This is a genomic window from Algoriphagus oliviformis, from assembly GCF_017254915.1.
GTDB lineage: Bacteria > Bacteroidota > Bacteroidia > Cytophagales > Cyclobacteriaceae > Algoriphagus > Algoriphagus oliviformis.
Genome location: NZ_JAFKCT010000002.1, coordinates 348,015 through 365,233 on the forward strand (window position 1 = coordinate 348,015; position 17,219 = coordinate 365,233).

At 53.4% G+C, this 17,219-nt stretch carries 18 protein-coding genes; 12 read left to right on the forward strand and 6 right to left on the reverse strand.

The window, feature by feature from the left end:
* Both J0A68_RS07105 and pelA read left to right on the forward strand, forming a co-directional pair.
* Nucleotides 1-2,163: a S9 family peptidase gene (locus J0A68_RS07105; protein WP_206577490.1), complete on the forward strand. Its 2,163-nt coding sequence runs from the start codon at nucleotides 1-3 to the stop codon at nucleotides 2,161-2,163.
* Nucleotides 2,164-2,321: 158 nt separating this feature from the next.
* On the forward strand, nucleotides 2,322-3,425 hold the full coding sequence (gene pelA / locus J0A68_RS07110) for a pectate lyase (protein WP_206577491.1): 1,104 nt from the start codon (nucleotides 2,322-2,324) through the stop codon (nucleotides 3,423-3,425).
* Between the two features lies 1 nt (nucleotide 3,426).
* Here the strand turns inward: pelA and J0A68_RS07115 are convergent, their stop codons facing one another.
* A complete protein-coding gene (locus tag J0A68_RS07115) occupies nucleotides 3,427-4,305 on the reverse strand; it encodes a glutamate--tRNA ligase family protein (RefSeq protein WP_206577492.1) in 879 nt (292 codons plus the stop codon).
* Between the two features lie 116 nt (nucleotides 4,306-4,421).
* Between J0A68_RS07115 and J0A68_RS07120 the strand changes: the two genes are divergently transcribed.
* The gene (locus J0A68_RS07120; protein ID WP_206577493.1) at nucleotides 4,422-5,153 is read left to right on the forward strand and encodes a peptidase associated/transthyretin-like domain-containing protein; all 732 of its coding nucleotides are present in this window, start codon (nucleotides 4,422-4,424) and stop codon (nucleotides 5,151-5,153) included.
* On the opposite strand, the gene J0A68_RS07125 is transcribed toward J0A68_RS07120, so the two are convergent.
* Nucleotides 5,150-5,656 (reverse strand): DUF4442 domain-containing protein, encoded by a 507-nt coding sequence (locus J0A68_RS07125; RefSeq protein ID WP_206577494.1) that lies wholly within the window; start codon nucleotides 5,654-5,656, stop codon nucleotides 5,150-5,152. The two genes, J0A68_RS07120 and J0A68_RS07125, sit on opposite strands and share 4 nt — an antisense overlap.
* Before the next feature lie 92 nt (nucleotides 5,657-5,748).
* Here J0A68_RS07125 and J0A68_RS07130 point away from each other — a divergent pair, with 92 nt between their 5' ends.
* The gene (locus tag J0A68_RS07130) at nucleotides 5,749-6,537 is read left to right on the forward strand and encodes a M48 family metallopeptidase (RefSeq protein WP_206577495.1); all 789 of its coding nucleotides are present in this window, start codon (nucleotides 5,749-5,751) and stop codon (nucleotides 6,535-6,537) included.
* An 83-nt stretch (nucleotides 6,538-6,620) separates the two neighbouring features.
* Here the strand turns inward: J0A68_RS07130 and J0A68_RS07135 are convergent, their stop codons facing one another.
* Complete coding sequence (locus tag J0A68_RS07135) at nucleotides 6,621-7,427, reverse strand: 3'-5' exonuclease (protein ID WP_206577496.1); 807 nt, start codon at nucleotides 7,425-7,427, stop codon at nucleotides 6,621-6,623.
* Entirely contained in the window at nucleotides 7,424-8,785 is a 1,362-nt protein-coding gene (locus J0A68_RS07140) for a UDP-N-acetylmuramate--L-alanine ligase (protein ID WP_206577497.1), read from the reverse strand. Before J0A68_RS07140 ends, J0A68_RS07135 begins: the two co-directional genes overlap by 4 nt.
* Before the next feature lie 137 nt (nucleotides 8,786-8,922).
* On the opposite strand from J0A68_RS07140, the gene J0A68_RS07145 reads away from it, so the two are divergent.
* From J0A68_RS07145 to J0A68_RS23000, 4 genes are all read left to right on the forward strand, one after another.
* The gene (locus J0A68_RS07145) at nucleotides 8,923-9,618 is read left to right on the forward strand and encodes a lycopene cyclase domain-containing protein (protein ID WP_206577498.1); all 696 of its coding nucleotides are present in this window, start codon (nucleotides 8,923-8,925) and stop codon (nucleotides 9,616-9,618) included.
* An 86-nt stretch (nucleotides 9,619-9,704) separates the two neighbouring features.
* Nucleotides 9,705-11,297: a replicative DNA helicase gene (gene dnaB / locus J0A68_RS07150; protein ID WP_206577499.1), complete on the forward strand. Its 1,593-nt coding sequence runs from the start codon at nucleotides 9,705-9,707 to the stop codon at nucleotides 11,295-11,297.
* A 114-nt stretch (nucleotides 11,298-11,411) separates the two neighbouring features.
* Nucleotides 11,412-11,804, forward strand: a complete 393-nt coding sequence (locus J0A68_RS22995) for an alcohol dehydrogenase catalytic domain-containing protein (protein ID WP_317195093.1) — start codon at nucleotides 11,412-11,414, stop codon at nucleotides 11,802-11,804.
* On the forward strand, nucleotides 11,801-12,409 hold the full coding sequence (locus tag J0A68_RS23000; RefSeq protein ID WP_317195094.1) for a quinone oxidoreductase family protein: 609 nt from the start codon (nucleotides 11,801-11,803) through the stop codon (nucleotides 12,407-12,409). Before J0A68_RS22995 ends, J0A68_RS23000 begins: the two co-directional genes overlap by 4 nt.
* On the opposite strand, the gene J0A68_RS07160 is transcribed toward J0A68_RS23000, so the two are convergent.
* Nucleotides 12,399-12,890, reverse strand: a complete 492-nt coding sequence (locus J0A68_RS07160; RefSeq protein WP_206577500.1) for a hypothetical protein — start codon at nucleotides 12,888-12,890, stop codon at nucleotides 12,399-12,401. The genes J0A68_RS23000 and J0A68_RS07160 overlap by 11 nt on opposite strands.
* Before the next feature lie 87 nt (nucleotides 12,891-12,977).
* On the reverse strand, nucleotides 12,978-13,310 hold the full coding sequence (locus tag J0A68_RS07165) for a tetratricopeptide repeat protein (RefSeq protein ID WP_206577501.1): 333 nt from the start codon (nucleotides 13,308-13,310) through the stop codon (nucleotides 12,978-12,980).
* A 74-nt stretch (nucleotides 13,311-13,384) separates the two neighbouring features.
* Between J0A68_RS07165 and J0A68_RS07170 the strand changes: the two genes are divergently transcribed.
* From J0A68_RS07170 to J0A68_RS07185, 4 genes are all read left to right on the forward strand, one after another.
* The gene (locus J0A68_RS07170; RefSeq protein WP_206577502.1) at nucleotides 13,385-14,122 is read left to right on the forward strand and encodes an electron transfer flavoprotein subunit beta/FixA family protein; all 738 of its coding nucleotides are present in this window, start codon (nucleotides 13,385-13,387) and stop codon (nucleotides 14,120-14,122) included.
* Nucleotides 14,123-14,157: 35 nt separating this feature from the next.
* Complete coding sequence (locus J0A68_RS07175) at nucleotides 14,158-15,126, forward strand: electron transfer flavoprotein subunit alpha/FixB family protein (RefSeq protein ID WP_206577503.1); 969 nt, start codon at nucleotides 14,158-14,160, stop codon at nucleotides 15,124-15,126.
* 4 nt (nucleotides 15,127-15,130) lie between these two features.
* Nucleotides 15,131-15,730 carry a bifunctional nuclease family protein gene (locus tag J0A68_RS07180; RefSeq protein WP_206577504.1) on the forward strand — a complete coding sequence of 200 codons (600 nt, stop codon included), beginning with the start codon at nucleotides 15,131-15,133 and terminating at the stop codon, nucleotides 15,728-15,730.
* 83 nt (nucleotides 15,731-15,813) lie between these two features.
* On the forward strand, nucleotides 15,814-17,097 hold the full coding sequence (locus J0A68_RS07185; protein ID WP_206577505.1) for a NupC/NupG family nucleoside CNT transporter: 1,284 nt from the start codon (nucleotides 15,814-15,816) through the stop codon (nucleotides 17,095-17,097).
* Nucleotides 17,098-17,219 lie beyond the last annotated feature (122 nt).

The following is a 17,219-nucleotide window of genomic DNA, read 5'->3' on the forward strand; positions in this document are numbered from 1 at the left end:
ATGAGACTCAAGAGAAACGCACTGATACCGGTGTTTTTGCTCTGCTTTGGCTTTGCCCAGGCGCAGGACAAAAAGCCGGTGCAGCTCAGTGACCTGACCAAGATCGTCACGGTGGGCGATCCGGAGATCACGCCCGACGGGCAGGTGATCTTTGTGAAAAGTTACATGGAAGCCGGAAAGGACGGAGCGTACGACTACAAAAGCCAGGTCGTCCGCGTTAGTCTGGCCGATCCTTCACAGACCCAGGTACTCAACAGCCCGAGCTATGACCTTTCTGGCTTTGCCCTGTCGCCTGACGGCAAAAGTCTGGCCTTCACCAAATCCTGGGAAGGCAAGCCCCAAATCTGGATTCTGCCGCTGAATGGGGGCGAGGCACAGGTGCTGACTTCCGAGAAAGACGGCGCTTCCTCGCCCGTCTGGTCTCCGGACGGAAAGAAGATCCTGTTTTCCTTCTCCGTTCCGCTGACAGCGATGGAAGGAACACCGCCTTGGGAAAATCCCCGCCCGGGCCGTATCTACGGCGACGAGCCCAACTATGCCGCAGCCAAAGAGGGCAAAGGCGAGGAATCCACCAAAGCGGACATGGACGGAAGCCTGGACGAGCTCCGTGCTTGGCTGGCTAAAAACGCCTCCAAAAACAATCCCCGCGTCATTGATCGTCTCAATTTCCTCGGTGAAAACGGTCTGTCTACCAACATTAGCTACCGCCATCTCGGCGTGATCGACGTGGCGACCAAGAAAAGCAGCAAGCTGACCTCCGGCTACCAAAGCTTTGGCAGCGCCTCCTGGTCTCCAGACGGGAGCTTTGTGCTGGCAAGCAGCGTGAAGAGCGAGGAGCATCCCGACCTGAGCTTTGAGCTGGATTCGGAGATCTTCAAGATCAACGTGGCGGATCAGGCGGTTTCGGTCTTTTTGACGCAGGAGGGCTATCGCTTTTCCGAGGCGACTTTTTCCCCTGACGGAAAAATGCTCCTCGTCTCCGGTCAGGATACGGAGGATCGCAGCTTCAACCAGTCCCTGATCGGTGTGGCAAAGCCAGACGGCAGCGGCCTGAAGTGGTTTACCGAAAAACTGGATCGTCGACTCGGAGGAACCAAATGGACAGACGACAGCAAGGCGATCTACTTCACCGGTGCAAACCAAGGCGGCGTGACACTCTACAGAGCGGAGGCCTCCAGCGGCAAGATCAGCGAAGTGATCACAGGACCGGTGGGAGTGAACAGCTTCGACGTGCACGGAAGCCAGCTCGTCTACGCCCTGACCAAGGTGGCCGATCCGAGTGAGCTCTATGTGGCTGATTTGGCTGGAAAGGGCGAAAAGCAGCTGACGAACTATAACACGGCATGGCTGGCTGAGCGCTGGGTGTCCCAGCCTGAGGCAGGTCAGTTTGAGCAGGACGGGTTCCAGGTGGACTATTGGGTGATGCCGCCTTTCGGACTGAAGGAGGGCACAGAATATCCGACCCTGCTGGAAATGCACGGCGGCCCGACTGCGATGTGGGGGCCGGGAGAGTCCAGCATGTGGCATGAGTTTCAGGTGTTGGCAGGCCGAGGTTATGGTATCGTCTACGCCAATCCGCGCGGAAGTGGCGGCTACGGCAAGCATTTCCAGCGCGGCAACTACCGGGACTGGGGAGATGGCCCTGCCAAGGACGTTTTGACGGCTTTGGACAAAGCCGTGGAGAAATACGAATGGATCGACGAAGACCAACTGGTTCTTACCGGAGGCTCCTATGCCGGCTACCTCACCGCCTGGATCGTGGGTCACGACCACCGCTTCAAGGCCGCACTGGCTCAGCGGGGGGTCTATGATCTGACCTTCTTCATGGGTGAGGGCAATGCTTGGAGACTCGTGCCCAACTACTTTGGCTATCCTTGGGAAGAGGGCGTAAAGGAAATTTTGGAATACAACAGCCCCCAAACCTACGTCGCCAACATCCAGACTCCACTGATGATTTTCCACGGCGATGTGGATCTACGTACGGGCGTGCGCCAATCAGAACTGCTCTACAAGAGCCTGAAAATCCTCGGTAAACCCGTGGAGTACATCCGCTATCCAGATGAAGGCCATGAGCTGTCCCGCTCCGGCAATATCAACCGACGAATGGACCGAATTGGACGGATCGTGGAGTTCTTTGAGCGCTACGTCACCCATCCCAACTAGACGGTCAAAACTTACTCATCGAAAGCTGCTCCATTGGGGCAGCTTTTTTTGGTTGTGGAAATTTCCGATAGCATCGTTAAAAAGCGGTGGCTTTGTTCTGGGTTTCACAAAGACCGCTTATATTCTCGCTTCAAAACACAATTACTTAAGCCCAAGCCATGAAAACCAAACTCCTGACATACTTTTTTGCAACCGTATTTTCTGCTTCCGCCATAGCCCAAGAGAAGGAAACGGGCTACTTGGACAAAAGCTGGAAGCAGGTGGCGACCGGAATGCCCGACTCCTGGTATGGATCAGAAGCGGCCAAAAACGTGGCGGAAAATGTGCTGCTCTACCAAAAGGCAATCGGAGGCTGGGAGAAAAACAAGGACTTTCACCATCCTGTGTCCGACGCGGAGCGAAACGAAATCCTCGCCGCCTCCGACGGGCTGGGGGCTACTTTCGACAACGGCGCCACCATCCAAGAGCTGCGTTTTTTGGCAAATATGGCCAAACACGCCAATAACCCAGCCTACGCCGAGGCTTTCAAAAAAGGCTTGGACTATACGCTGGAAGCCCAATACGCCAACGGGGGGTGGCCTCAGTTCTATCCAGCCCGCAGTGGAGGGGCGTCCTATTCCGAATACATTACCTACAACGACGACGCGATGGTCAACATCCTCCGGTTTCTGAAGGAGGTCTATGCGGGTAGCGGAGCCTTTGCTGCCTCGGAGCTCGATACCGAGACAAAGGGCAAAGCGAAGGCAGCTTTTGACAAAGGGATCAAATGCATCCTGGCTACCCAGATCGTGGTGGATGGCAAGCCGACCGTTTGGTGCGCCCAGCACGACCAAAATACCCTTGCGCCGGCCAAGGCTAGGGCCTTTGAACTCGCGTCCTACAGCGGGGCCGAGTCGGTCGGGATCGTGCTGCTGCTCATGAGAGTCGATCAGCCTTCCGATCAAGTGATCGCCGCGGTCGAAGGGGCGATGGACTGGTTTGACAGCCATCGGGTCGAGGGACTACGGCTGGATACGGAGCTGGACGCGGAGGGCAGGAAAAACCGGATCGTGGTGCCGGACCCAACTGCTCCGACACTGTGGGCGAGATTTTACGACCTGGAGACCGGACAGCCGTTTTTCTGTGATCGGGACGGGGTGAAAAAGCAGACCCTGGCCGAGATAGGCTACGAGCGGCGCAATGGCTACAGCTGGTACACGTCCAGTCCCGCCAAGCTTTTCAAAGAATATCCCGAATGGAAAAAGCGGGTAGGCCTAGAGTAGGCTAGAGCCCCAAGGCATTTTTGAAGCCTCCAAAGTCAACGAGCCGTTCCTTGGCTCCCATTAGTTGTCCCAAAAGGGTAAAGAACTCTGGCAGCTTCTTGCCCTCTTTTCTCAGGAATTGGATGGAAGTGGCTCCCTCCGATTTGGAGAGCTTTTCCTTGTTGAGCCCCTTGATCAGGGCATGGTGATGAAAGGTCGCCTGGCCAAATCCCTCGGCGCCGATGATCCTCGCCAGATCCAGCTGGGCCAGCGTGGAGCTGTGCAAGTCGCTTCCCCTCACGATCAGGTCGACCCCAAATAGCTCGTCATCGACCACTGAGGTCAAATGATAGGCGGGAAGGCGGTCTTTTTTCCTCACCACATAGAAGGCCGTATCCTGCGGGATCAGCTCGCTTTTCTTTTGGTCCGGATATTCGGTGAATTTGACAAAGTCAGACTCTTGGGTATCCACTCTCCACGCGCTTTCGGGCTTGTCCAGCGGATATTTTCTGTCTATGCATTGGCCTAAATAATAGCCTGACGGATCGAGCTGCAGGATCTTTTTCCTAGAGCAGTCGCATGCAAAGACCTTTCCGCTTGCTTTCAATTTCTCCAATGCGCTTTCATATATTCCCATGCGATGGATCTGGGACCAATCGGTCTCAAAGTCCCGGAGGTCTTTTGGCCCCTGGTCAATCTGGATCTCCAGGAAATCCAATGTCTCAAAAATATCCTCGACGTATTCAGCTCGGTACCTTTCCCTGTCCAGGTCGTCGATGCGCAGCAGGATTTTGGCGCCGTGCCTCTCGGCCAGTGCCTTGGTGATCAGGAAGGAATATGCGTTTCCCAAATGCAAAAATCCGCTGGGGGTGGGGGCGATGCGGGTCAGGCTGAATTTCATCCTGCGAAAATAGGCAATGCATCCCGTGAAATCATTCTTCCCAGCCGATAGTCATTAAGTTACTTTAACGGGTACTTTTTCCGGAGCCTGTGATAAACGGGTATTTTGCGGGCGAAATGAAAGCAGGCCTTTTCCTCATCGTGTTCTTTAGCTGTGTCTTTTGCGCCAGCGGACAGTCGTATTCCGGCAATGTGCTGGATGCTTTTGACAAAAAGTATCTGGAGGGAGTGCTGGTATCTGTGTCTGGAAAAAGCCAAACGGCCACCAACGGTCGGGGATATTTTTCCCTCGAAGGGGAAGTAGGCGACACACTTCGGCTGAGTTTTCCGGGTTTTGTCGACCATCAGTTGGTGCTGGGAGAGGACAGGTTTCTTTTGCTGCAGATCCAGGACAAGGCCCGCTTGCTGCCGACGTTCCAAGTGGAGGCCGAGCCGTATCGCTTTCGCTTTAAGGACGGAAAGCTCTACCTGGCCGAGGATGAGCCGGAGACGGAACGGAAGCTGAGTACCTCCGTCAGTGGGGGAGCCTTGAATTCGCCAAACCTTACACCCGGATTTGCGATGTACGGCGTGCTGAGCTCGCTGACCAAGAGAAACCGGGAGCTTCGAAAGTATGAGGAAAGGCTGGCATGGATCGAGCGCCGGAAGGGCTATCTGGAAGTGATCGACTCCGAGCCGATCCGAGAGGAGCTGATGGCGTCCTACCGACTGGACCGCGAAGACTGGGACGAGATGATCGTCCGCTTCAACGAGTTTCATCTGGAGCATGAATTTTTGGACTGGCCCAAAGAGCGCGTGGAGGCCAGTTTGGAGGAGTTTGTCCGACTCGAATCCTATCTGGACTTTTAGGATTTGCGCTTAAAGGACCAGGTGACGAAGAATCTGGCCACCACTTCACCGGCAGGGTTTTTTCCCGTGGAGACCATCGTCAGCTGTCCGGCTTCCCCGACTTTTAGGCTTTCTACCAGATCAAACAGCTCAGAGCCTTGATCGCAGGTGAAGGTGATTTTTGCATTTGCCTTCTTCGAGTATTCCGCCCGAAAATCCACCACCAGCATGCTGAACGCGCCCCGTCCAGCCAAGGCCAACTGGCCCAACGCCCCGGTGCTCAGCTCCGCAGCGCCCGCAAGTGCGGCAAAATAGATAGACCGAAAGGGGTTTTGGGTTCTCCATCCGTAGGGGATGGTGACTTCACAGCGCTCGGCTGTCAGCGTCTTGATCCGGAGCTTCCAGAAAATCGCCGAAGGGAGCTTCAGGAGCATGGCAAACCAGAATACCAGCGGGCTGCCCATCTTGCGCTGGTAGGCCAATGCGGCAGGCGAAAGGAGGTGGGCTGAAGTTCGGGTTTCCATGCGCTGGGATTTTTACCCAAAGTACTAAAATTCGCTTGGCCGCGGAACCTTGGTATCGTTTTTGACTTTCGGCTTTTATAAAACAATCCACCATGAAGAAGACAATATTGATTTTTGCGATGGGACTTTTGGCCTTTTCCTGTGCCAAAGTTCCGCTTACGGGCAGAAACGCGCTGGCAGTCGTCTCCAACGACGAGATCCAGCCCCTAGTCAATGAAGAGTATAAGAAAGCGTTGGCCTCGGACAAGACCCTGACCGGCACGGCAGACGGACAAAAAGTCGTGCGGGTAGGAAAGAAGATGGCAGCAGCCGTGGAGGCCTTTTTGATCGCCGAGGGATATCAGGAGCTGGTAGACGACTTTGCTTGGGAGTTTAACCTGCTGGAAAGCGAACAGGTGAACGCTTGGTGTATGCCGGGAGGAAAAGTGGCTTTCTACACCGGGATCATGCCTATCACGAAAGATGAGACTGGGATTGCCGTGGTCATGGGCCACGAGATAGCCCACGCAGTCGCCTCGCATGCGAGAGAGCGTATGTCAAACGGGATGGCCATCAACCTGGGTATGACGGCTTTTTCCACCGCCTTGGGCCAAAACCCTACCATGATGGAGCAGATTCTATTGCAATCCGTGGGGATGGGAAGTCAGCTGGGAATGCTGAGCTTTTCCAGAAAACATGAGCTGGAAGCTGACGAAATGGGCTTGATCTTCATGGCGATGGCTGGATATGATCCGCGCCAAGCGCCGGTCTTCTGGGAAAGAATGGCCGCCGCGGGTGGAGCCGCTCCGCCGGAGTTTCTCTCTACCCACCCTGGTCCTGACCGTCGTATCGAGCGTCTGAATGCCAATATGTCCAAGGCCTTGGAATATTATAAGCAGTAGGCGGCTTCCAGTAGGCAGTTTCCAGTGGGCAGTAGGCAGAATTCTGTGTACTGCCCACTGCCCTCTGAAAACTGTTCATCGTCCTACTTCATGCCAAATCCGCGCAGCTTCACTTGGGTCAGCTTGCGCTTGGTGTCCAGGGGAAAGTCCCCTTTCATCATCCACTCGTAGTAGCCGGGCTCTTCCTTCAGGGCTTGCTCGATTGTTTTTCCCTTGTGCTTGCCAAAGTTGAAGATCTCCTGACCTTGGGAGTTGAAGACAAACCTTCCGGCTAGATCCACCATTTTTTCATTGACCATTTCATGGATTTTCCTCATGTCGTTGGTGAAAATCCCCACCCGATTTCCCTGCAGGTCCTCGATTTCCTCGCCTTGGTAGCGCTCCACTTGTGCTTGGAAGACATCCAAAGTAGCGAGCGTGTCGGCCTCTGCGCTGTGAGCGTTTTCGAGGGTGCGATTGCAATAGAATTTATAGGCTGAGCTGAGGTTTCTTTTTTCCATCAGGAAAAAGATCTTTTGCGCATCGAGCAGGTTTCTGTGGTCGAGATCAAAGTCGATCCCGGCCCGGAGAAACTCCTCGACCAAAAGCGGAATGTCATATTTCAGGACGTTGAAGCCCCCCAAGTCCGCCGTGCCGATAAACTGCTGTACCTCTCTGGCGATGTCCTTGAAGCCGGGCTCGTTTTTCACGTCTTTGTCATAGATGCCGTGGATGAGCGATGCTTCGAGGGGAATGGGCACTCCGGGGTTGACGCGCTTGGTGTAGATTTCCCTTCCTTCATCGGGGTGAAGCTTCACGATGGAGATCTCCACGATCCGGTCGGTTCCGACATTGGTGCCGGTAGCTTCGAGGTCAAAAAATGCAATTGCGTTTCTTAGATTGAGCTTCATTGGGAATTGAATTTTGCTTTGAGCGGTTCGAGATCCAGGTTGTCATAGTTGCCCGAACTCATCAAAAGCAGGTTTGTGTTGCTGTAATTTTGCGAGTTAAGATAATCTTTTAACGCAGAGCTTTCGGTAAAAAGCATCAAATCCGCCCGTTTAAATCCCTCCCGCAAGGTGGCCTCGTCCATGAGCTCCAGCTTCTTCAGCGCGACGGCATGGGGATTCAGGTAGATCAGGGCCAGGTCTGCGGCGTCCATGGAGTGGGCATAGTTAGGCAAAAATGCCCTGTTGAGCGAAGAGTAAGTGTGCAGCTCCTGCACGGCAATCAGCCTTCGTTCGGGAAACTGGCTTTTGACTGCATTGACCGTAGCCTTCAGTTTGGACGGGGCATGGGCAAAGTCCCGGAAAAGAATGCAGCTATCGCCTTTGGCGAGGATTTCCTGTCGTTTGGCGGCTCCTTTGAATGTAGGAATCGATTGATAAAACCGCTCTTTGGACACACCCAAGGCTCGGCAGATCTCCATGGCACCTTGGAGGTTTTGCAGGTTGTGATCTCCGAAAATCCCGATCTCGACGAGTCCCTGTTCTGTTTCTAGGAAGGTCTTGCCATCGAGGATCTGGGCGGGATGGGCGCGGTAGGGAGTCTTTTGACCTTTGGTCGATGACTGCTCCGCGGCATCGTTTACCAAGGGATCGACGGCGCAGTAGATCAGCTCGCCAGTTGCGGGAGTTTTGTCCATCAGTTTGGAAAACTGCGCCTTGTATTCGTCGAAATCCGGAAACACATTGAAGTGGTCCCAGGCGATCCCGCTGACCAGCGCGATGTCGTGGTGGTAGTGGAAAAACTTCGGCGTACGGTCTATGGGGGAGGTGAGGTACTCGTCGCCCTCGATGATGATCACCGGCGCATCCGACAGCCGTACCATGAGGTCAAAGCCGGCAATCTGTGCACCGACGAGGTAGTCAAAGTCCACCTGTTGCTCCTTGAGCACATGGAGGATGATCGAGGTGATCGAGGTCTTGCCATGGGAGCCGGCGATCACTACGCGTTTTTTGTCCTTGCTTTGGTTGTAGATGAATTCTGGAAAGGAATAAACCGGGATGCCGAGCTCCTGCGCCCGGATCAGCTCGGGATTGTCTATGCGGGCATGCATCCCCAAGATGATCCCGTCGAGGTCGCCGGAGATTTTCTCCGGAAACCAGCCGTAGGCTTCAGGTAGGATGCCGGCATTGGCCAGGCGCGTGCGGGAAGGTTCGTAGATCTCGTCATCCGATCCGGTGACTTGATAGCCTTTTTTGACCAAGGCGAGGGCCAGATTGTGCATCACTGCTCCACCGATGGCGATGAAGTGGTATTTTTTCATAGATGAAAAGTGAGGTTATGCTTTGCCCGTCAAACTTAAAAATAAAACACGGCTGCTCAGGGACTATTCTTTTTTGATTTCAAGGTTTTTTTGAGCCCGTGGCTTTTTGGCTATTTTCGGGCAAAATTTCCCCGAGAATGCTCGAAGACAAGTACGCCTACCTGACCCTTTCCCTGCTCTACATGCTGGCTTGGCTGGTAGTCTATCTGAAAAACCCCTGGAAAAGCGGCATGGTCAAGGTGTGCGCGATCGGGGGGCTCATGGGGGTAGTGGCCGAAGTCTGGTATTTCCACGACTATTGGCGGCCGCCAACCTTGTTTGGGGTAGGGATCGTCGGCATCGAGGACTTCATCATCGGCTTTGCCATGTTTGGGGTCGGTGGGTACATCCACTCTTCCTTCACGCGCCGCGAGATTAACTTTGACTACCAGACTCCGGCCAAGAACAAGGATTTCTTCTACCTCTGGCTGATCGGCTGCGCAAGCCTGACCATCTTCACCTTCGGGGTGAAAATCCACTCCGGATACACCACCTTCCTGACCTTCCTGGCTTTGTCCATCTACATCTGGATCCAAAGACCCGACCTGATCGGTCTCTCCCTGATCTCGGGAAGCGCGGTGATGCTGATCACGATTGCGATCTATTTTGTCACGTTCCGCATCCTGTTCCCACATTTTTGGGATACTTATGGCATGCTGGACGGTACCTACATGGGGGCGACGATCCTGGGGATTCCGCTGTCGGAGATCCTGTGGCACTCCAGCTGGGGGATGCTCTGCTCCATGTTTAGGGGCTATCGAAATGGCGTTTACTATAAAGAAAGAACCCGATAGGGGCTTGATTTTTGCTGGTTAGGCTTGTTGATAAGTTTTGTAAAACTTGTTCAAAACTCTTGCCTTTCAGCCGATACATTTGTTCTATGACCGAAAATACCAACCAACCCCGAATCACCCGCAAAAAGCCGAATTTCGACAGCCCAGCCAACTTTCTGGGCAAAGTCCCTCCCCAGGCGGTGGAGCTCGAAGAGGCGGTGCTCGGGGCGCTGATGCTGGAAAAGGACGCGCTGACCAACGTCATCGATATCCTGAAGGTGGAGAGTTTTTACAAGGATTCGCACAAGGTGATCTTCCAGGCGATCCTGGATCTCTTTACCGAAAGCCAGCCCATCGACCTGCTCACGGTCACCACCCAGCTACGCAAAAGCGGCGCGCTGGAGATCGCAGGCGGTGCTTTTTATGTCACTGAGCTGACCTCCAAGGTTGCCTCGGCAGCCAATATCGAATACCACGCCCGGATCATCACGGAGCAGTCCATCAAGCGTGAGCTGATCCGTATCTCGGGAGAAATCCAAAAGGACGCCTTTGAGGATACGACTGACGTATTTGAGCTGTTGGACAAGATGGAGCAGTCGCTGTTTGAGATCTCGGAGAAAAACATCAGAAAAAACTACTCCGATATGCGCTCGATCATGCGCGATGCGATCAAGGAGCTGGAGGAAAAGAAGCACCAAAAAGACGGTCTTACCGGAGTTCCTTCCGGATTTACGGCTTTGGACCGGGTGACTTCCGGTTGGCAAAAGTCCGACTTGGTCATCATCGCGGCCCGTCCGGCGATGGGAAAGACGGCCTTTGTACTCTCTACCTTGAGGAATGCCGCAGTCGATCACAGCCGACCGGTAGCGATCTTCTCCCTGGAGATGTCCTCTGTCCAGCTCGTCAACCGTCTCATTTCCTCCGAGGCAGAGCTGGACTCCGAAAAAATCAAAAAAGGCTCTCTTGCCGACCATGAATGGGCGCAATTGGTTCACAAGACCGCCAAGCTGTCCAAAGCTCCGCTTTTTGTGGATGACACGCCGGCCCTGTCCATTCTTGAGCTTCGCGCCAAATGTCGAAAGCTAAAGGCCCAGCACGATATCCAGATGGTCGTGATCGACTACCTGCAGCTGATGTCCGGTGACACCAAAGGCGGAGGTGGCGGCAACCGTGAACAGGAGATTGCGAGTATTTCCCGAGCCTTGAAGAAGATCGCCAAGGAACTCAGCATCCCGGTCATTGCACTCTCGCAGCTGTCCCGTGCGGTGGAAACCAGGGGCGGGGACAAGCGCCCGCAGCTGTCCGACTTGAGGGAATCCGGTGCCATCGAGCAGGATGCCGATATGGTAATGTTCCTCTACCGTCCGGAATACTACGGTATCACCCAGGACGAGGACAACAACTCCACAGCCGGGGTCGGCGAGGTGATCATCGCCAAGCACAGAAACGGTTCCCTGGAAAACGTCAAACTCCGTTTTATCGGCAAGTACACCAAGTTTGCTGATTTGGACTCAGGGATGGGTGGAATGGGCTATGGAGGTAGCCAAGCGCCGGAGGTCGCCTATTCCCACAAGTTTACCTCGGGGGCATCGGGCGTTTCGGCGTTTGACAGTGGCCAGACCATCAAGCTGAGCAGTAGGGCCAATGAGGATGACATCGACGATGTCTTCAAGAGCGACGGCGGTCCGGCACCGTTTTAAGTATCAAGACTCTAGTATCAAGAGGCTAGTATCAAGACGTTAGACTTTAGATTATTAAGGAAAAGGTGCCAAACTGGAACAAGAGAGGTACTGGTGAAAACAGATTTTTTGAAGATGAAAGGAATAGTTTTAGACAGAAATTCGGAACCAAAGATAGATTTCGTGTCACTGCCTGAGCCGGAGCTGAATGCTGGCGAGGTGCTGGTGCGGATCAAAGCCGCCGCGCTCAATCACCGTGATGAGTGGTGTCGCCAGGGACTTTACCCCAACCTTTCGGATGGGGTAGTCCTTGGCTCGGATGGTGCCGGGGTCGTGGAGCGAGTGGCTGACGACGCGGATTCAGCCTGGATCGGAAAGGAAGTCATCATCAACCCCGCCATCAATTGGGGCGCTGATCAGCGTGCGCAGTCCAAGGATTTCCAGATTTTGGGTATGCCGAGAAAGGGACTTTTGCCGAATACCTCGCCATCCCGGCCGATAGGCTGCACGAGAAGCCCGCCCATTTGACTTGGGAGGAGGCTGCGGCTTTGCCTTTGGCGGGACTCACCGCCTACAGGGCTTTGCTATATCAGGGACAGGCAAAAGCTGGGGATCAGGTCTTGGTGACGGGCATCGGTGGTGGTGTGGCGCAGTTTGCTGCGCAATACGCTGTAGCCTTAGGGGCCAAGCTCTCGGTCAGCAGTAGCCGAAGCGCAAAACTGGAGAAAGCCAGAAGTCTTGGGGCAGAGCATGGTTTCAATTACCTGGAATCCAATTGGGTGGATCAGGCCCTAGCAGCTACCGGAGGCTTTGACGTGATCATCGACGGAGCGGCAGGAGACCCGCTCAACAACCTGATCCACGTATGCAAGCCGGGGGGTAGGATTGTGTTCTATGGTGCGACGATGGGACTGCCGGGCAAGCTGGAGGCAAGAAAAGTGTACTGGAACCAGCTCAAGATCATGGGCTCTACGATGGGATCCGACCAAGACTTCCTGGATATGATCGCTTTTGTGATGAAGCATGCGATACGACCTGAGATTGATCGGGTATTTGGCTTTGGCGATGCGGTGCAGGCCTTTGACCGGATGAAGGCTGGAGACCAGATGGGAAAGATCGTCCTTACTCCTTGATTGCCTCGTAGGTCTCGCCAAACTCCTTTTTGGCCACGCGGTAGATCTCGCTTTTGTCCGTGGGGGCCACCAAAAAATCTCCGGTCTTCACGACGATGGACTCCTTCCAAGGAGCCTGAAACTCCATCACTTCACCCGCGCCGAATTTTCCCAAATCCTCTTCGGAGACCTTGTAGGCATAGACTTCACCTACGGGGCGGTAGCAGCCCCAGCCTTCGCCAAGGGAGTGCATCAGGATGTATTTCTTTTCGAAAGTCTCGGCTTTGATCAGGTAGCTTTCTTTGGCCGAAGTCTGGTTTTCGACCAGCCAATCCCCCTTTTCCGCAGTGTTTTTGGTCTCCACCCCGTCGCTGGTGAGCGTGACGACTTCGAGCCCCGGTTTGGCTTTTTTGGCCCGGATTAGGCTCCGCTTTCTGAAGCGCTTCCCCTGCGCTTCCATCAGAGGCAGAAAGTGTGCGAGTATTTCTTTTTGGGAGATCATAGGTCAATGCGTTTCTGGGAGCTTCAAGTTAGAAAAATGGTCGCCAATTCATACCCGCTGGTTTCGAAATTCGGATTTTCGGCTGTCTCAGTCCAGATCATTTTCAAAAAGAAAGTTCTGGTAGGCATTGCGGAGTTCCTTCAAAGCCTTCTCTTCCTTGGTTTTTGTCGCCAGCTCCATACCGGATTCGAACAGATTTTGGGCCTTTTCCAGCTCATCCAGCTCCGCAAAAAAATGTGCAGAGGGGAAATACACCGGCAGGTAGTCGGGATGCTTTTCCAAGACCAGGTCAAAGAGCCGCCCGGCTTCTCGGGGATCTTTTTCCCGAAGTTCCAGAGCCAAAGCGTAATAGTTAAAGGGGTTTTCTGGCTCCTCCTCGATAAAGTCCCGGAGTAGGGAAAGTCTGTCCAAATTGCCCATGAATAGTTTTTTTAATTAACCTTTCGCTGTTATTTTCACGCAAAATAAATCTAAAATAATCTAACTCTAAACCAATGAAGATTCTTGTTTGTATCACCCACGTCCCGGATACTACGTCCAAGATTCAGTTCACTGCCAATAATACCAAGTTTGATACCACAGGAGTTCAGTTTATTATCGGTCCGTACGACGATTATGCACTGGCTCGGGCAGTGGAGCTCAGAGACCAGACCGGCGGCAGCCTGACCGCGCTCAACGTAGGAGAGGCCGAGACCGAGCCTACCCTGAGAAAGTCGCTGGCCATAGGCGCTGACGACGCGATTCGGGTCAATTCCTTTCCCAAAGATTCTTTTTTCGTCGCCACGCAGATAGCCCACTATGCCAAGGAAGGTGGATATGACCTGATCCTGATGGGCCGGGAGTCCATAGATTTCAACGGCGGGATGGTGCACGGCATGGTCGGCGAGTTGCTCGGAATGCCGTCCTTTTCCCCAGTGATGAAGCTGGAAGTAGAGGGATCCACGGTGAAGATGGCGCGTGAAATAGAAGGCGGCAAAGAGCATCTGGAAGCCCAGCTGCCTCTGATCGCGGGATGTCAGGAGCCTATCGCTGAGTGGAAAATCCCAAATATGCGCGGCATCATGTCTGCCCGCACCAAGCCGCTGAAGGTGGTAGAGCCCGTCAGCCAAGAGACCCAGGCCGAAGCGACCGGTTTCCAGTTGCCGCCAGCCAAAGGAGCGGTAAAACTCGTGGACAAAGACAATGTGGCCGAACTGGTCAAAATGCTCAAAAACGAGGCAAAAGTACTTTAATCAATTTTTGGTAAATTTCGATAAATCAAGATCTTATGTCAATCTTAGTATATATAGAGCACGCAGACGGAAAAGTGAAGAAAACCAGCCTCGAAGCTGTGTCCTACGCCAATGCCTTGGCCGCTCAGACCGGCGAAGGGGAAGTGGTGGCCGTAGCTTTGGGCACGGTGGACTCAGGAGAGCTGGCTTCGGTAGGCAAAGCAGGGGCGTCCAAAGTTCTCCATGCCGATGACGCCAGACTCACCGACGGCGTGATCCAAGCCCATGCGGCAGCGGTGGCCCAGGCTTTTGGATCTGTGGGTGCCAAAACCTTGGTATTGGCCAAGTCCTCCCTAGGGGATGCCGTGGCTGCCCGACTGGCGATCAAGTTGAATGCAGGGCTGGTGTCCAATGTGGTAGAGCTTCCCAACACTTCCGGTGGCTACACCGTGAAGCGCAGCATCTATACCGGAAAAGCCTTTGCCGAGTCGTCCATCACCACCGAAAACAAAATCCTCGCGGTAAAGAAAAACGCAGTCGACCTGAAGGCCGACGGAGCTGATGCCACTGTGGAGAAAATCTCCGTGACGCTTTCCGATGCGGACTTTGCCTCCAAAATCACTTCCACCGAGAGAGCGACAGGCGAAATCCTGCTTCCCGAGGCGGATATCGTGGTGTCGGGTGGTAGAGGAATGAAAGGCCCGGAAAACTGGGGCATGATCGAAGACCTCGCAAAAACACTCGGCGCAGCCACGGGATGCTCCAAACCTGTGTCGGATATCGGCTGGAGACCACACCATGAGCACGTGGGCCAGACAGGGGTGAAAGTTGCCCCAAGTTTATACATTGCCATAGGAATTTCAGGAGCTATTCAACATCTTGCGGGGGTCAACTCTTCAAAATGCATTGTCGTGATCAACAAAGATCCTGAGGCGCCATTTTTCAAAGCGGCCGATTATGGGATAGTAGGGGATGCTTTTGAGGTGGTACCCAAGCTAACTGAGGCACTAAAAGCTGAACTTTAATTTTGTGGAAAAACTCGTAGAACTGGAGATTTTGGGACTTTCTTCCAACCATTCACAATCGGGGTCTTTCACCCTGGTGATGGGAGAGGTAGAGGGAAGCAGAAGATTACCTATCGTTATCGGAATGTTTGAGGCTCAGGCGATAGCCATTGAGATCGAAAAGATCATCCCCAACCGTCCGATGACCCATGATTTGTTCAAGTCGTTTTCCGACAGTTTCAAGTTTGAAATTGAGAAGATCGTCATATCGGACATGAAGGAAGGGGTCTTCTATGCCAAAATCCACTGCAAAAACAGCGCAACCCTGGTCGAGATCGACAGCAGGCCCTCGGATGCGATTGCGATTGCGGTAAGATTCTCCGCGCCGATATTCTGTGCCGAAAAGGTGATGTCCGAGGCGGCGATCGAATTTACCGAGGAGGACAAAAAACTGGAGAGCACCAAGGAATCCCAATCTCCGCCTCCGAAGGCAAGCCCCAAAAAAGAACCTTCATTGAAGGATTTTAGCCTGGATAAGCTGAATCAGCTTCTGGAAAAAGCCATCACCAACGAAGACTACGAAAGAGCTGCCCGGATAAGGGACGAAATAAACAAGAGAAATTAAGAATCTAAGGCCCCGGATGTTCTGGGGCTTTTTTCTTGTTGGCCTTTGGGCTATTTTTAGCCCTTCGTTACAATTTCCACTACATGGATTATCTCAGGGGTGCCCTCGGTCTGGCAATCATCATCTTAGTTGCGTTTATTTTTTCCAACAACAGAAAGAAAATAGACTGGAGGCTGGTCGCCATCGGCATTTCGCTACAGCTGGTTTTTGGCTTTCTGATCACCCAAGTGGAATTTGTCAAGGATGGCTTTCAGCTGCTTTCCCAAGGCTTTGTGAAATTTCTCAGCTTTAGCGAAGCGGGAGCAAGGTTCATCTTTGGTGATCTCGCTGGTGATAGCTTTGGATTTATCTTTGCCTTTAAGGTACTGCCCACAATCATCTTTTTTTCAACGGTTTCTGCCGGACTATACTACCTCGGAATCCTTCAAAAAATCGTCTATGGCATTGCTTGGGTGATGGCTAGGACGATGAGGCTTTCCGGTCCGGAGTCCCTTTCCGCAGCAGGAAATATATTCCTGGGACAGACGGAAGCTCCCTTATTGGTTAGGCCATTTATCCCCCAAATGAGCAAGTCGGAGCTGATGTGTCTGATGACGGGCGGCATGGCAACGATAGCCGGAGGGGTGTTGGCTGGATACGTCGCATTTCTCGGCGGTAGCAGCCTGGAGGAGCAGAGTAAATTTGCTGCCTACCTCCTCGGGGCCAGCATCATGAACGCGCCGGCTGCGATTGTGCTTTCCAAAATCTTCATCCCGGAGACGGAAAAGGAAATCAAGCAGGACAAATTGGAGGTCAATGAAGAAGCCATGGGCGTGAATTTGATCGATGCCATGTCCATCGGAGCGGCGGAGGGGCTAAAGCTCGCGCTGAATGTGGGCGGGATGCTGCTGGCATTCATTGCGGTGATCGCGGCGATCAACTACGGGCTGAGCGGCCTGATCGGTGAGTACACGGGCCTGAATGCTTGGGTCAATTCTACGACTGGGGGCCAGTTTGACGGCTTTTCACTGGAGTATATTTTTGGACAGATCTTCCGGGTTTTCGCATGGGTGATCGGAGTGGACTGGGTGGATACGCTGCAGGTAGGTAGCCTTTTGGGGCAAAAAACCGTTATCAATGAGTTTGTCGCATACTTGAGCCTGTCGGAAATGAAGGCGGCCGGGACGCTGAGCACCAAGTCCATCGTCATCGCTACTTACGCGCTTTGCGGCTTTTCCAACTTCAGCTCTATCGCCATCCAGCTCGGTGGGATCTCCATCATCGCCCCCAACCAACAGGCAAACCTGAGCAGACTTGGGATGCGGTCTTTGATGGCGGCATCACTTGCCTGTCTCATGACCGCTACGATAGCGGGAATGCTTTTTTAAGCTGCTAGAAAAAGCATCAGGACATCAGAGGTTGCATGCAGTAGCATCAAAAAAGCCCGATTTCATTACGAAAACGGGCTTTTTTCCATTCAAAGTATGCTATCTTTTATCTTGATACCTGA

Coding starts and splice junctions, on each gene's coding strand:
- J0A68_RS07185 (WP_206577505.1), top strand. CDS start 15,814: ATGGATTATCTCAGGGGTGCCCTCGGTCTGGCAATCATCATCTTAGTT.
- J0A68_RS07170 (WP_206577502.1), top strand. CDS start 13,385: ATGAAGATTCTTGTTTGTATCACCCACGTCCCGGATACTACGTCCAAG.
- J0A68_RS22995 (WP_317195093.1), top strand. CDS start 11,412: ATGAAAGGAATAGTTTTAGACAGAAATTCGGAACCAAAGATAGATTTC.
- J0A68_RS07120 (WP_206577493.1), top strand. CDS start 4,422: ATGAAAGCAGGCCTTTTCCTCATCGTGTTCTTTAGCTGTGTCTTTTGC.
- J0A68_RS07130 (WP_206577495.1), top strand. CDS start 5,749: ATGAAGAAGACAATATTGATTTTTGCGATGGGACTTTTGGCCTTTTCC.
- J0A68_RS07165 (WP_206577501.1), bottom strand. CDS start 13,310: ATGGGCAATTTGGACAGACTTTCCCTACTCCGGGACTTTATCGAGGAG.
- J0A68_RS07145 (WP_206577498.1), top strand. CDS start 8,923: ATGCTCGAAGACAAGTACGCCTACCTGACCCTTTCCCTGCTCTACATG.
- J0A68_RS07175 (WP_206577503.1), top strand. CDS start 14,158: ATGTCAATCTTAGTATATATAGAGCACGCAGACGGAAAAGTGAAGAAA.
- pelA (WP_206577491.1), top strand. CDS start 2,322: ATGAAAACCAAACTCCTGACATACTTTTTTGCAACCGTATTTTCTGCT.
- J0A68_RS07115 (WP_206577492.1), bottom strand. CDS start 4,305: ATGAAATTCAGCCTGACCCGCATCGCCCCCACCCCCAGCGGATTTTTG.
- J0A68_RS07125 (WP_206577494.1), bottom strand. CDS start 5,656: ATGGAAACCCGAACTTCAGCCCACCTCCTTTCGCCTGCCGCATTGGCC.
- J0A68_RS07105 (WP_206577490.1), top strand. CDS start 1: ATGAGACTCAAGAGAAACGCACTGATACCGGTGTTTTTGCTCTGCTTT.
- dnaB (WP_206577499.1), top strand. CDS start 9,705: ATGACCGAAAATACCAACCAACCCCGAATCACCCGCAAAAAGCCGAAT.
- J0A68_RS07135 (WP_206577496.1), bottom strand. CDS start 7,427: ATGAAGCTCAATCTAAGAAACGCAATTGCATTTTTTGACCTCGAAGCT.
- J0A68_RS07140 (WP_206577497.1), bottom strand. CDS start 8,785: ATGAAAAAATACCACTTCATCGCCATCGGTGGAGCAGTGATGCACAAT.
- J0A68_RS07160 (WP_206577500.1), bottom strand. CDS start 12,890: ATGATCTCCCAAAAAGAAATACTCGCACACTTTCTGCCTCTGATGGAA.